We start from the raw sequence: 13,021 nt of genomic DNA, 5'->3' as shown, positions 1-13,021 counted from the left end.
CGGGGCCGCACCCCTCGATCGAACCGAGGGGTGCGGCCCCGCCGCCGTACTCACATCAGGTCGTACTCACATCAGGGGTTACCCCCGCACGCCCCCGTTTCCGTTCCCATTGATTCCGCCGTTCCCCTGCCCCTGGATGAAGTTGCCCGGGAGGGAGATGGTCGGCGTCGGGAAGGGGCCGCCGGTCGTGTCACCCGTGGTGCCGCCGACTGTCGTTCCCCCGGCCGTCAGCCCGCCGATCAGTCCGCCGATCCCGCCCGTGGTGTCCCCGTTCTTCCCCCCGCCGTTCCCCCCGTGTCCTTTTCCCTGACCGTCCCCCTTGTTGTCGTCGGGGATGTCGATCAGGTGGAAGTCCTCCACGGGCTTGCCGCTGAGCGCGCCGGTCATCATGTCGCGCCAGATCGGGCCGGGGACCTGGCCGCCGTAGACCTTCTCGTTGTAGACGCCGCCGATGGTGATGTTCTTCATCTGGCGCTTGTGGGCCGGGTCGCCGACCCAGACCGCGCCCGCCATGTTCGGGGTGTAGCCGACGAACCAGGCGGCGTAGCGCTCGTCCGTCGTACCCGTCTTGCCCGCGCTCGGGCGGTCGCCGAGGCCGGCCTGCTGACCCGTACCGTCCTCGACCACGCCCTTGAGGATCGTGCTGATGGTGTCGGCGGTCTTCTCCGACATCGCACGCGAGCAGGTCGACTTCGGCACCTGGAGGGACTTCACCTCGCTGCCGACCTTCTGGGTGATCGACTCTATGGCGACCGGGGTGCAGTACATACCGCGCGAGGCGAAGGTGGCGTACGCGTTCGCCATTGTCAGCGGCGACATCTCCTGGGTGCCGAGCGCGATGGAGGGGGCCTGGTCGATCGCCCGGCCGTCCGCGCGCCGCACGCCCATCTTCTTCGCCATCTCCGTGACCGGGCAGATGCCGATGTCGCTGATCAGCTGCACGTAGTAGGTGTTGACCGACTTGGCGGTCGCCTCCTTCATGCCGTACGGGCCGTGCTCCGACTCGTTCTCGTTCTGCAGCTTGGCGGGGTTGTTCGGATCGTTGCGCCAGAGCTTGCCGTCACACGCCTGCACGGGGCTCGGGTACGGCATCTCGTACGGCGAGGGGTACTTCTGCGTCGGGGGCTTGCCGCCCTCGATCGCGGCCGCCGCGACGATCGGCTTGAACGTCGAACCGGGCTGGTAGCCGGCGCCGCCGCCCATGTCCGAGTTGACCGAGAGGTTGATCTGCGTCTCGTTCGCGCCGAAGCCGTACGGACGGGACTGGCCCATGGCGAGGATCTTGCCGGTGCCGGGCTCGACGATGGTCGCGGCCGTCGCCACCGCGTCGGACTGGTAGACGTGGTTCTTGATGGACGTCTGCACCGATTCCTGCGCCTGCGGGTCGAGCGTCGTGCGGACCGTCAGGCCGCCCTGGTTCCAGAGCTTGGCCCGGGCCTGCTTGGTCCTGCCGAATACCGGGTCGTTCAGGACGACGTCACGGACGTAGTCGCAGAAGAAGCCGGCGCCCTTGACCGCGGTGATGCAGCCGTTCTTGGGCTGGCTCGGGTGCAGTCCGAGCGGCGTCTGCTTGGCCTGGTCGGCCTCTTTCTGGGAGATGTCGCCGAGCTCCGCCATCCGCTGCAGCACGGTGTTGCGCCGCTTGGTGGCCTCCGCCTCGTCGTTGACCGGGTCGTAGCGGCTCGGGGACTGCACGATGCCGGCCAGCAGGGCGGCTTCCTGGAGGTTCAGGTCCTTGGCGTGCTTGGAGAAGTAGCGCTGGGAGGCAGCCTCGACGCCGTAGGCCTGCTCGCCGAAGAAGGTGATGTTCAGGTAGTTCTCGAGGATCTTCTTCTTGCCGAGCTTCTCCTCGATCTGGATCGCGTACTTCAGTTCCTTGATCTTGCGACCGAGGGTCTGCTGGGTGGCCTGGGCGACCTTCGTCGGGTCGTCGCCGGCCTCCTCGATGAAGTAGTTCTTCACCAGCTGCTGGGTGAGCGTGGAGGCGCCCTGGGCGACGCCGCCTTCCTGCGCGTTCTTGTTCAGGGCGCGCAGGACGCCCTTGAGGTCGATCGCGCCGTGCTGGTAGAAGCGCGCGTCCTCGATCGCGACGATCGCCTTCTGCATGTACGGCGAGATGTCCTTGAGGTCCACCACCGTACGGTCGCGGGAGTAGACGCTCGCGATCTGCTGGCCCTGGTTGTCCAGGATGGTGGTGCGCTGACTGAGCTGGGGACTCTTGAGGTTGGCCGGGATCTCGTCGAAGCTCTGCACCGTGCCCTTGGCCGCGAGGCCCAGCGCGCCGGCCGCGGGCAGCGCGATGCCCGCCATCACGGCTCCGGCGAGCACACTGACACCGAGGAACTTGGCGGCCTGCTGCGTTGGCGACAGACCAGCGCCCGAGCGCTTCTTTGGCATGGGGGCAGCCTAATCCGTACTGATGAGCGTTCCGAAAGAGCGGCCGCGTCACGGCACGGCAAAGGGCGACGCCCTACGTTTCCATTCGCCGGACACGCGCGCAGGCCTTGGCCTAAGCTGCTCTCAACTGTCACAGCAGTGCGGCCACGTATCAATACGTCCGGCGACCCCGAATCGTTCCGGGCGTAGCCCGTTTTTTGGCGCGGGGACGTGACCGGCTCCTGAGGGGGACGTGTCCGAATCCGCCTCGTGTGTCACCCGGCGCCCGTTGTGGCGAACCACAGCTGTCCCGGTTTGCCGGGATGGTCGCGTATGTCGTCAGCTCACTCCCGCGGGTGATCTGCCGTTAACCCATAGTCCGTTCGGGCCATTCAAGATTGGGCCCGAAGGGGGTGTTGCGCTGTGCCCACCTTCCGTAACGTCCTCAACTGGCGGCGGTGAATATGCCGCTGCCGCCGTGGGGGAGCCTCGATTCGGGAGAGGACGGCGCCGGTATGGGCTGGGTAACCGACTGGAGTGCGCAGGCTGCCTGCCGCACTACCGATCCGGATGAACTGTTCGTTCAGGGAGCAGCACAGAACAGGGCCAAGGCGGTGTGCACCGGATGTCCGGTACGCACCGAATGCCTGGCCGACGCGCTGGACAACCGCGTCGAGTTCGGCGTGTGGGGAGGCATGACGGAGCGGGAGCGCCGCGCACTGCTGCGCCGCCGGCCCACCGTGACCTCCTGGCGCAGGCTCCTGGAGACCGCCCGCTCGGAGTACGAGCGGGGGACGGGCATCGTGCCCCTCGACAACGACGAGGTGTACGAGAACTACGCGGCGGTGAGCTGAGGAGGCGGAGGGCGTTCCCTCCGGCACATCCCTGGGGCACAAGGCCCCGATCCGGTCCGCTCTGGCACACGCCGCGGGAGACTTCTGGCGCGCGCCACGGAAAACAGGGTCGGGCACAGGCCCGGGGACGCCGAGTGGATCCATGCCGCCGGGGTGCGGGAAGCGGCACGGGAACGACGGGGCGCGGGAAGCGCCGGTCCGGCCTACGCCTGGGGAAGCCACGACCGGACTCGTGGTGCCGTCCGCCTTGTGGCCTCGCCCGCTGAGCCGGTGGCCGGCCTCGCGTCCGTGCGTGAGCCGCCGAGCCGTTCCTGCGGACGAACACCCACGCCGTCCGCACAGGTGACTCACGCTGTCCGTGCACGCGTAGTTCCGCTGTCCGTGCACGCCTTGTGCACGTCCGGCCGCGCGTGTGCCACCCACGCACGTACGACCGTGCACCACGCCCGGTGCCATGCGGCCCCGCAGCCGTCGGGCCTTGGCCGTGCTACGGCAGCTCCGTCCGCCCCGTCGCGCCCGCAGCCAGCCGGGCGCCGATGTCCCGCAGGCCGACGAGGTCGTGGACATCGCCGGGCAGCGCGGCTACTTCGACGACCGCCACCTCGGGGTGACGGGCGGTGAAACGGTCACGCGTGCGCTGTTCGCGCGAGAGCAGCTGCATGCGATCGGCGTGCAGTCGCAGCAGGCCCGCGGTGAGCCGGTCGACGGTGCGCTCCGTATCGGCGGGGGAGCCTTCCTCGGAAGCCGGGGCGTCGGTTGCGGCCTCGGATGCGGGAGATCGCGAACTGCCGTATGAGTCGGGAGAGTTACGAAGTCCAGCTTTCCCGCCCCCCTGATCCACAATGCGGGAGTCCTCAAGATTTTCGGCGGCGGCGAGCGCCCGCTCGGCCGACAGCCGGCCGGCGCCGCTGCCATGGACCCGGTTCAGCACCAGGCCCACCAGCGGCATCTTCTCCGCGGCCAGCCGCTCCACGAAGTACGCCGCCTCGCGCAACGCGTCCCGCTCCGGGGCCGCGACCACGACAAACGCCGTCCCGGGCGCCTGGAGCAGTTTGTACGTGGCGTCCGCGCGCGTACGGAACCCGCCGAAGGTGGTGTCCATCGCGGCCACGAACGTCTGCACGTCCTTCAGCAGCTGACCGCCCAGCAGCTTGCCGAGCGTGCCGGTCATCATCGACATGCCGACGTTGAGGAAGGCCATGCCCGCGCGTCCGCCGAGCTTGGCGGGGGCGGTGAGGAGGCGGATCAGCCGGCCGTCCAGGAAGGAGCCCAGCCGCTTCGGCGCGTCCAGGAAGTCCAGCGCCGAGCGGGACGGCGGGGTGTCGACGACGATCAGGTCCCACTCGTCCTTCGCGCGCAGCTGGCCCAGCTTCTCCATCGCCATGTACTCCTGCGTGCCCGCGAAGCCCGCCGAGAGCGACTGGTAGAAGGGGTTCGCCAGGATCGTGGCCGCCCGCTCGGGGTCCGCGTGCGCCTCCACGACCTCGTCGAAGGTGCGCTTCATGTCGAGCATCATGGCGTGCAGTTCGCCCTCGCCCTCGGTGCCCTTCACCCGGCGCGGGACGTTGTCGAGGGAGTCGATGCCCATCGACTGGGCCAGTCGGCGGGCCGGGTCGATGGTCAGCACGACCACCTTGCGGCCCCGCTCGGCCGCCCGCAGGCCGAGGGCCGCCGCGGTCGTCGTCTTGCCGACCCCGCCCGAGCCGCAGCACACCACGATCCGCGTCTTCGGGTCGTCCAGCAGCCGGTCGACGTCCAGCACGCGCGCGGGGGAGAGACCGTGGGCCTTCTCCCACCCGCCGGCCTTCACCGGCCTGTCGGGCTTCTCCCGTCCTGCGGTCTTCGCCGGGCCCGTGGCTTTCGTCGGCCCCGCCGCCTTCGCCGGGCCCACGGCCGTCTGCGCTGTCCCGGGTGCGTCGGGTGCTTCCGGTGCCTCGGCCGGGTCCGGACTCATGTCAACCCCTGCTTCCGCAGCTCGGTGGCGAGTTCGTACAGGCCCGCCAGGTCCATGCCCTCCGCGAGCAGCGGCAGTTCGCCCAGCGGCAGGCCCAGCTCGCCGAGGACCGCGCGCTGCTCCTGTTCCAGCGCGTGCCGCTCGGCGTACTCCGCCGCCTGGTCCAGCAGCGGGTGCACCAGCTTCTCCGCGTTCCCGCCGCGCCGGGCCCCGCCCAGACCGGCCGCCGACAACGCCTGTGCAACGGAGGAACGCTCCACGGTCCGTACGAGTTCCAGGTCGGTCGCGTCCAACACCTCCGGCCGGACCATGTTCACGATGACCCGGCCCACCGGCAGCCGTGCCGCGCGCAGTTCGGCGATGCCGTCGGCGGTCTCCTGGACCGGCATCTCCTCCAGCAGCGTCACCAGGTGCACCGCCGTCTCCGGCGACTTCAGCACCCGCATCACCGCCTGCGCCTGATTGTGTATGGGACCGATCTTCGCCAGGCCCGCCACCTCGTCGTTGACGTTCAGGAAGCGGGTGATGCGGCCCGTCGGCGGAGCGTCCATGACGACGTAGTCGTACGCGAACCGGCCGCTCCTGTCCTTGCGGCGGACGGCCTCGCACGCCTTGCCGGTGAGCAGGACGTCCCTGATGCCCGGTGCGATGGTGGTGGCGAAGTCGATCGCGCCGAGCTTCTTCAGGGCCCGGCCCGCGCCGCCCAGCTTGTAGAACATCTGGAGGTAGTCCAGAAGGGCCAGTTCGGCGTCTATGGCGAGGGCGTACACCTCGCCGCCCCCGGGAGCGACCGCGATCTTCCGCTCCTCGTACGGCAACGCCTCCGTCTCGAAGAGCTGGGCGATGCCCTGCCGGCCCTCGACCTCCACGAGAAGCGTCCGCTTCCCCTCGGTCGCGAGGGCCAGCGCCAGTGCGGCGGCGACCGTCGTCTTTCCGGTCCCGCCCTTGCCGCTGACGACCTGGAGCCTGCTCACGCCTTCGAGACTAACCAGTCCGCTCGACACTCACGCGGGAGGCTGTGGATAACGCAGGTCACAGCCGGCCGCCCAGCCTGTGGACAACGCCGCCGGCGGTCGGCCGCCAGCCCCACCGGCCACAGCAGCTACAGTCGGCCCCATGACCAAGTGGGAATACGCAACCGTGCCGCTGCTCGTCCATGCCACGAAGCAGATTCTGGACACCTGGGGCGAGGACGGCTGGGAGCTCGTCCAGGTCGTGCCCGGGCCCAACAACCCGGAGCAGCTCGTGGCCTACCTGAAGCGGGAGAAGCAGGCATGAGCGCGGTCGAGGCCAGGCTGGCCGAACTGGGCCTGACCCTGCCGGAGGTCGTACCGCCGCTGGCCGCGTACCAGCCGGCCGTGCAGTCCGGTCTGTACGTCTACACCTCCGGCCAGCTGCCGATGGTCGAGGGCAAGCTTCCGGTCACCGGCAAGGTCGGCGCCGAGGTCACGGCGGAGGAGGCCAAGGACCTGGCCCGCACCTGCGCGCTGAACGCGCTGGCCGCCGTGAAGTCCGTGGTCGGCGACCTGGACCGCATCGCGCGCGTGGTGAAGGTCCTCGGGTTCGTCGCCTCGGCGTCCGACTTCACCGGGCAGCCCGGTGTCGTCAACGGCGCCAGCGAACTGCTCGGCGAGGTCCTCGGCGACAAGGGCGTGCACGCCCGCAGCGCGGTCGGCGTCGCGGTGCTGCCGCTGGACGCGCCGGTGGAGGTCGAGATCCAGGTGGAACTCGCCCAGTGACCCACCGGAACCCACCGGAACGCCTCTGACCTCGGGCACCTCTCGAACATTCGCCCTACACGGGATAGCCTCCGCCCATGGCGAACGGTCAGTGGTACCCCCCGGAGTGGCCGGACCGCATCCGCGCGCTCGCGGACGGCGCCCTCACCCCGGTGTCCCCCCGGCGTGCGGCCACGGTGCTGCTCCTGAAGGACACACCGGACGGCCCCGCGGTCCACATGCTGCGCAGACGCGCCTCCATGGCCTTCGCCGGAGGCGCGTACGCGTATCCCGGGGGCGGTGTCGACCCGCGCGACGACGAGCGTCTGGTGCGCTGGGCGGGCCCCACGCGCGCGTGGTGGGCCGAGCGGCTCGGCGTCGACGAGCCGGGCGCCCAGGCGATCGTCTGCGCGGCCGTACGGGAGACGTACGAGGAGGCCGGCGTCCTGCTCGCCGGCCCCGACGCGGAGTCGGTCGTCGGCGACACCACCGGGGAGGACTGGGAGGCGGACCGGGCCGCGCTGGTCGCGCGCGAGCTGTCCTTCGCCGAGTTCCTTCACCGCCGCGGTCTGGTGCTGCGCTCGGACCTCCTGGGCGCGTGGACCCGCTGGATCACCCCGGAGTTCGAGGCCCGCCGCTACGACACCTGGTTCTTCGTGGCCGCCCTGCCCGAGGGCCAGCGCACCCGGAACGCCTCCACGGAGGCCGACCGCACGGTGTGGATCCGCCCCGCGGAGGCCGCCGCCCGCTACGACAAGGGCGAGCTGCTGATGATGCCGCCCACCATCGCCACCCTGCGCCAGCTGCTGCCGCACGCCACCGCCGCCGAGACGCTCGCGGCGGCCCCCGGGCGCGACATGACACCGGTGCTGGCCCGCGCCCGCCTCCAGGACGGCGAGATTGTCCTGTCCTGGCCGGGGCACGAGGAGTTCACGAAGCACATTCCGACGGCTCCGACGACGGCCGAGACGACGGGTGGAGGCCCCGCATGACCGACGCAAGCACGCTGCCGGGCCAGCCCCGCGGCCACGTGCTGTCCGGCCCCGCCACCGAACGGGCCGTCAACGTCCTCGCGCCCAACGCCTCCGCGATGACCCTGGACGGCACCAACACCTGGATCGTCGCCGAGCCCGACTCCGATCTCGCCGTGGTGATCGACCCGGGCCCGCTGGACGAGGGCCATCTGCGTACCGTCGTCGACACCGCCGAGAAGGCCGGCAGGCGCATAGCCCTCACCCTGCTCACCCACGGCCACCCCGACCACGCCGAGGGCGCCGCCCGGTTCGCGGAACTGACCGGCACGCGCGTGCGTGCCCTCGATCCGGCGCTGCGCCTGGGTGATGAGGGCCTGGCCGCCGGTGACGTGATCACTGTGGGCGGCCTGGAGCTGAGGGTCGTACCGACGCCCGGGCACACCGCGGACTCGCTGTGCTTCCATCTCCCGGCCGACCGGGCCGTACTGACCGGTGACACCATCCTGGGGCGCGGTACGACGGTCGTGGCGCACCCGGACGGCCGTCTGGGTGACTATCTGGACTCCCTGCGCCGGCTGCGGTCCCTGACCGTGGACGACGGCGTGCACACCGTCCTGCCGGGCCACGGGCCGGTCCTGGAGGACGCCCAGGGAGCCGTCGAGTTCTACCTCGCCCACCGCGCCCACCGGCTCGCCCAGGTGGAGACGGCGGTCGAGGACGGCTACCGCACCCCGGCCCAGGTCGTCGCCCACGTGTACGCCGACGTGGACCGCTCGCTGTGGCCTGCGGCGGAGCTGTCGGTACGGGCCCAGCTGGACTACCTGGGAGAGCACGGCCTGATCTAGCCGGCGAGCGCCTTCTCGGCGGCGTCGAGGATGTTGCCGAAGGTGCGCGTGATCACCGGGCGGGCCAGGAACCGGGTGAGGGCGGGGCCGAGCAGGGGCAGCGGGATCTCCGCCCGGGTGGTCCACCGGACCAGGGTGCCGCCGTCCGCCTCGGTGAACGTCATACGGCCGAGCTCGTGCCGGGCGGGCGGCACGCTGCGCTCCACGACGTACTCCGTGACGTACGGCGGCTCGTATCGGGTGATGCGCTCCCGGAACCAGCCGATCAGCCACAGGTGGCTGCGGATCGCGCCGACGCCGTAGGTGCTCCTGTGTTGCGTGCTCCTCTGCCGAGCGGGCGCACCACGTCGGCGCGATCCAGCTTGTCCGGGTTGCGGATGCCGTACAGGCCGGTGATCCGTCCATCCCGGATCTCGAAGGCCACCAGCCGGTCCAGCGCGCCGCCGGTGAGGAACCGGGCCGCGGGCATGCCGTTGTAGCGGGCCGGTTCCACCCGGGCGGCCGCCGCGCCGGTGCGGTACACGCCGAGGACGAACCGGGCGACGTCCTCGGGACCGGTGACCGCACGGCGGGCGGCGACGGCTTTTCCGCCGCCGTCGGAGATCACCACGACATCGGGCGCGAGCACATCCATCAGTGCCTGCACGTCACCGCCCGCGGCCGACCGCAGAATCCGCTCGACGATCTCCCCGGTGGCGGCGGAGCCGGGCTCGAAGCGGCGGCGCCGCGCGTGGACGTGGCCGCGCGCGCGGTGCGCGATCTGCCGGACGGTGCCCTCGGCCTTGCCGATCGCTGCGGCGATCTCACCGTGGGGGTAGCCGAACACGTCGTGCAGGACGAACACCGCGCGTTCGGTCGGGTTCAGCGTCTCCAGGACCAGCAGCACGGCCATCGACACCGACTCGGCCAGAACGACGTCCTCGCCGACCTCGGGCTGCGTGCGGATCGGCTCCGGCAGCCACGCGCCGACGTACTCCTCGCGCCGGGTCCTGACCGCGCGCAGGTGGTTGAGCGCCTGCCGGGTCACCGTACGGACCAGGTACGCGCGCGCGTGGCCGACCGTGGCCGGATCGACCTCCCGCCGGCGCAGGTAGCTCTCCTGCAGCACGTCCTCGGCGTCGGCGGCGCTGCCCAGCATCTCGTAGGCGATGGTGGACAGCAGCGGACGGTGCTCGGTGAAGGCGTCCTCGGCCAGGGGCAGCCCCGGCTCCTCTCGTCGGACGGCACTGAGGCACTCGGGATCGGCACAGCGTGACAGTCCCGCGCTGTGACCCGCCTCACAGCAGGGCCTCGGGTGGTCCTTCGTCCGTCCTCCGGCGTCACTCCTCCGGTCGCGGGGCTTTCACGCCGTGCACGCGCGCGTACTCGTCGGCGAGCCAGGGTCCGAGGTCGTCCACGTACGACCGCAGCAGCTCCGGATCGCCGACGGGTTCCTGGCCGTGCCGCGCCGCCGCACGCAGCTGTGCGGCCCGCTCGGGGTAGTAGGTGCCGCACACCTCGGCCATCTCGTGCAGATCGCTGGTCCAGCCGTTCCAGCGGGGCATGACCAGGGTGAAGCCGGTGCGCACGAGATGCCGGGACATGAAGCGCACGAGGGGGCTCCGGGCCTCCTCGGTGTCCTCGGCGTCCGCGATCCGCTTCCGCCAGCGGGGCAGCCACAGTGCCAGGTCGCCGTTGGTCTCGCGGGCGAGCAGGGAGTCGGGGCGGTACCGCGGCAGGTACTCGGCGAGGTCCTCACCGAGCAGCGGGGTGCACAGACAGGCGACGAACCAGCCGAGGTCGTACCGCTCCAGGTCGCTCAGCAGCCGGTCCCTGCCGTACAGCAGTGTGCCGACGCCGTCGATCTGCGGGAACTCCTTGTCCACCGCCTCACCGAGCGCCCGTACGGCGTCCCGGTCGGCGTCGGCCGGCTCGTCCCGGAGTGCGACGAGCAGGTCCAGGTCGCTCAGGCCCTCCCGCGCGGTGCCGCGCGGGATCGACCCGTACAGGTAGGCGCTGTGCAGCCGGGTCCCGAAGAGCTCCAGCAGCCCGTCGCGCGCCACGGCCACGACGGGGCGGAAAACGCCGGGCACGCGCGCGAGGGAGCCTTCGCGCGCGATGCAGCCCTGGTCGTCGAGTCCGGGCCGGCGGATCGTTTCAGCCATGGGGCAACCATGCCGTCTGTGAGGCGGCTGTGCGGCGCGTTTTCCGGCGCGGCGGGCATCGGCAGCCATCCGCGGCAACGACAGCGGGGCCCGGTTCGCGGGAAGCGGACCCCGGGGTCGTACGGCCTGGCGTCAGCGCGAGCGCTTGGCCAGCCTCTCCACGTCCAGCAGGATGACCGCCCGCGCCTCCAGGCGGAGCCACCCGCGCTGGGCGAAGTCCGCCAGGGCCTTGTTCACGGTCTCGCGCGAGGCGCCGACCAGCTGGGCCAGCTCCTCCTGGGTGAGGTCGTGGACGACGTGGATGCCCTCCTCGGACTGCACGCCGAAGCGGCGGGAGAGGTCCAGCAGGGCGCGCGCCACGCGGCCGGGGACGTCGGAGAAGACCAGGTCGGACATGGCGTCGTTGGTCTTGCGCAGACGGCGGGCGACGGCGCGCAGCAGGGCGCCGGCCACCTCGGGGCGGGCGTTCAGCCAGGGCTGGAGGTCGCCGTGGCCGAGACCGAGCAGCTTGACCTCGGTCAGGGCGGTCGCGGTCGCCGTACGGGGGCCCGGGTCGAAGAGGGCCAGCTCGCCGATCAGCTCGCCGGGGCCGACGACGGCGAGCATGTTCTCGCGGCCGTCGGGGGAGGTGCGGTGCAGCTTGACCTTGCCCTCGATGACGACGTACAGCCGGTCCCCGGGGTCGCCCTCGTGGAACAGGGAGTCGCCGCGTGCGAGGGTCACCTCACTCATCGAGGCGCGAAGCTCCGCGGCCTGCTCGTCGTCGAGAGCCGCGAAGAGCGGGTTGCGCCGCAGAACGTCGTCCACTGAGTTCTCTCCTTGTCGACCTGCTCAGGGGATCTTGCTCCCCCGAGTGCCAGGGGACCGTGTTCCCCATTTTGCCGGACGGTCCAAACAGTGTGATCTGTCACAAGGATGCCGCACAGGTGTCCCGAGGTAAGCGTCAGGGGTCCAATCGGGGGCCGATCCACCGGGTCCGGGGCGGATGTCGGTGCCGGGCTCTAGGCTGGCCGGGTGTCCAAATCGCCGGTGAGAGCACAGGCCAAGGGGGCTTAGCGGGTGGTAGTACGTCGCGATTCCGCCGTGGGCGAACAGGGCTCCGGCGGCAGTAAGAAAACCGGAAAAACGGCAAAAAAGGCCGCGCCGAGCAAGAAGGCGACGCCGGGCAAGAAGGCGGCCTCGGCCAAGAAAGCCACGCCGGTCAAGAAAGCCGGGCCGGCCAAGAAGGCGGCCTCGGCGAAGAAGGCGCTCTCGGTCAAGCAGGTCGCCCCCGCCGAGAAGGTCGTGGCGACGGGGAAGGCCGTGGCCGTGAAGAAGGCGGCGCCCGTCAAGAAGGTCGCCGTGAAGCCGCCGGCGGACGAGTCCCGGACCGCCCTGGTCCGCCGCGCCCGCCGCATCAACCGCGAGCTCGCCGAGGTGTACCCGTACGCCCACCCCGAGCTGGACTTCGACAACCCCTTCCAGCTGCTGGTCGCCACGGTGCTGTCGGCCCAGACCACCGACCTGCGCGTCAACCAGACGACCCCGGCGCTCTTCGCGAAGTACCCGACCCCCGAGGACCTGGCCGCCGCCAACCCGGAGGAGGTCGAGGAGATCCTGCGCCCCTGCGGGTTCTTCCGGATGAAGACCAAGTCCGTCATGGGGCTCTCCAAGGCCCTCGCGGAGGACTTCGGCGGCGAGGTGCCCGGCAGGCTGGAGGACCTGGTCAAGCTGCCCGGCGTCGGCCGCAAGACCGCCTTCGTCGTGCTCGGCAACGCCTTCGGGCGACCGGGAATCACCGTGGACACACACTTCCAGCGGCTCGTGCGCCGCTGGCGGTGGACCGAGGAGAGCGACCCGGACAAGATCGAGGCGGCCGTCGGCGCGCTGTTCCCGAAGAGCGAGTGGACCGACCTGTCGCACCATGTGATCTGGCACGGCCGCCGTATCTGCCACGCCCGCAAGCCCGCCTGCGGCGCCTGCCCGATCGCCCCGCTCTGCCCGGCCTACGGCGAGGGCGAGACCGACCCGGAGAAGGCGAGCAAGCTCCTGAAGTACGAGAAGGGCGGCTTCCCCGGCCAGCGGCTGAAGCCCCCGCAGGCCTACCTCGACGCGGGCGGCAGGCCGGCTCCGCCACTGGGGGCCGCGTGACGGAACGATCTCGGGGTCCCCGTGCG

At 71.0% G+C, this 13,021-nt stretch carries 12 protein-coding genes and 1 pseudogene; 6 read left to right on the top strand and 7 right to left on the bottom strand.

The features are described 5' to 3' along the window. Window positions 1-78 precede the first annotated feature (78 nt). Window positions 79-2,397 carry a transglycosylase domain-containing protein gene (locus ABT288_RS39450; RefSeq protein WP_351618688.1) on the bottom strand — a complete coding sequence of 773 codons (2,319 nt, stop codon included), beginning with the start codon at window positions 2,395-2,397 and terminating at the stop codon, window positions 79-81. A 494-nt stretch (window positions 2,398-2,891) separates the two neighbouring features. On the opposite strand from ABT288_RS39450, the gene wblA reads away from it, so the two are divergent. Further along, on the top strand, window positions 2,892-3,230 hold the full coding sequence (wblA, locus tag ABT288_RS39445) for a transcriptional regulator WblA (RefSeq protein ID WP_063777071.1): 339 nt from the start codon (window positions 2,892-2,894) through the stop codon (window positions 3,228-3,230). Window positions 3,231-3,717: 487 nt separating this feature from the next. Here the strand turns inward: wblA and bagB are convergent, their stop codons facing one another. Together bagB and bagA are read right to left on the bottom strand one after the other, a co-directional pair. Next, window positions 3,718-5,184: an ATPase BagB gene (bagB, locus tag ABT288_RS39440; protein WP_351618686.1), complete on the bottom strand. Its 1,467-nt coding sequence runs from the start codon at window positions 5,182-5,184 to the stop codon at window positions 3,718-3,720. Further along, window positions 5,181-6,158, bottom strand: coding sequence for an ATPase BagA (gene bagA / locus ABT288_RS39435; protein WP_351618683.1), 978 nt, complete (start codon window positions 6,156-6,158; stop codon window positions 5,181-5,183). Before bagA ends, bagB begins: the two co-directional genes overlap by 4 nt. A gap of 142 nt (window positions 6,159-6,300) precedes the next feature. Here bagA and sp36 point away from each other — a divergent pair, with 142 nt between their 5' ends. The 4 genes from sp36 (at window position 6,301) to ABT288_RS39415 (ending at window position 8,721) form a co-directional block, all read left to right on the top strand. Further along, on the top strand, window positions 6,301-6,462 hold the full coding sequence (gene sp36, locus ABT288_RS39430; protein WP_003975360.1) for a Sp36 family protein: 162 nt from the start codon (window positions 6,301-6,303) through the stop codon (window positions 6,460-6,462). Beyond that, on the top strand, window positions 6,459-6,923 hold the full coding sequence (locus ABT288_RS39425; protein WP_351618680.1) for a RidA family protein: 465 nt from the start codon (window positions 6,459-6,461) through the stop codon (window positions 6,921-6,923). Before sp36 ends, ABT288_RS39425 begins: the two co-directional genes overlap by 4 nt. Window positions 6,924-7,000: 77 nt before the next feature. After that, a complete protein-coding gene (locus ABT288_RS39420; RefSeq protein ID WP_351618678.1) occupies window positions 7,001-7,894 on the top strand; it encodes an NUDIX hydrolase in 894 nt (297 codons plus the stop codon). Further along, complete coding sequence (locus ABT288_RS39415) at window positions 7,891-8,721, top strand: MBL fold metallo-hydrolase (RefSeq protein ID WP_351618675.1); 831 nt, start codon at window positions 7,891-7,893, stop codon at window positions 8,719-8,721. Before ABT288_RS39420 ends, ABT288_RS39415 begins: the two co-directional genes overlap by 4 nt. Here ABT288_RS39415 and ABT288_RS39410 read toward each other — a convergent pair. From ABT288_RS39410 to ABT288_RS39395, 4 genes and pseudogenes are all read right to left on the bottom strand, one after another. Next, window positions 8,718-9,023, bottom strand: a pseudogene (locus tag ABT288_RS39410) (SRPBCC family protein); the annotation flags it as partial. The gene ABT288_RS39415 and the pseudogene ABT288_RS39410 overlap by 4 nt on opposite strands. Then, complete coding sequence (gene sigJ / locus ABT288_RS39405; RefSeq protein ID WP_351618690.1) at window positions 8,987-9,916, bottom strand: RNA polymerase sigma factor SigJ; 930 nt, start codon at window positions 9,914-9,916, stop codon at window positions 8,987-8,989. The gene sigJ and the pseudogene ABT288_RS39410, both read right to left, overlap by 37 nt. A gap of 124 nt (window positions 9,917-10,040) precedes the next feature. Continuing rightward, the gene (locus tag ABT288_RS39400) at window positions 10,041-10,865 is read right to left on the bottom strand and encodes a nucleotidyltransferase domain-containing protein (protein WP_351618672.1); all 825 of its coding nucleotides are present in this window, start codon (window positions 10,863-10,865) and stop codon (window positions 10,041-10,043) included. A gap of 132 nt (window positions 10,866-10,997) precedes the next feature. Then, window positions 10,998-11,672 (bottom strand): Crp/Fnr family transcriptional regulator, encoded by a 675-nt coding sequence (locus tag ABT288_RS39395; protein WP_351618669.1) that lies wholly within the window; start codon window positions 11,670-11,672, stop codon window positions 10,998-11,000. Window positions 11,673-11,948: 276 nt separating this feature from the next. Between ABT288_RS39395 and nth the strand changes: the two genes are divergently transcribed. Beyond that, complete coding sequence (gene nth, locus ABT288_RS39390; protein WP_351618667.1) at window positions 11,949-12,995, top strand: endonuclease III; 1,047 nt, start codon at window positions 11,949-11,951, stop codon at window positions 12,993-12,995. The last annotated feature ends 26 nt before the right edge of the window (window positions 12,996-13,021 follow it).

Origin of the sequence: Streptomyces sp. NPDC001093, from assembly GCF_040298985.1 — a bacterium.
Lineage (GTDB): Bacteria > Actinomycetota > Actinomycetes > Streptomycetales > Streptomycetaceae > Streptomyces.
This window is presented reverse-complemented; position numbering and strand designations above follow the sequence as displayed.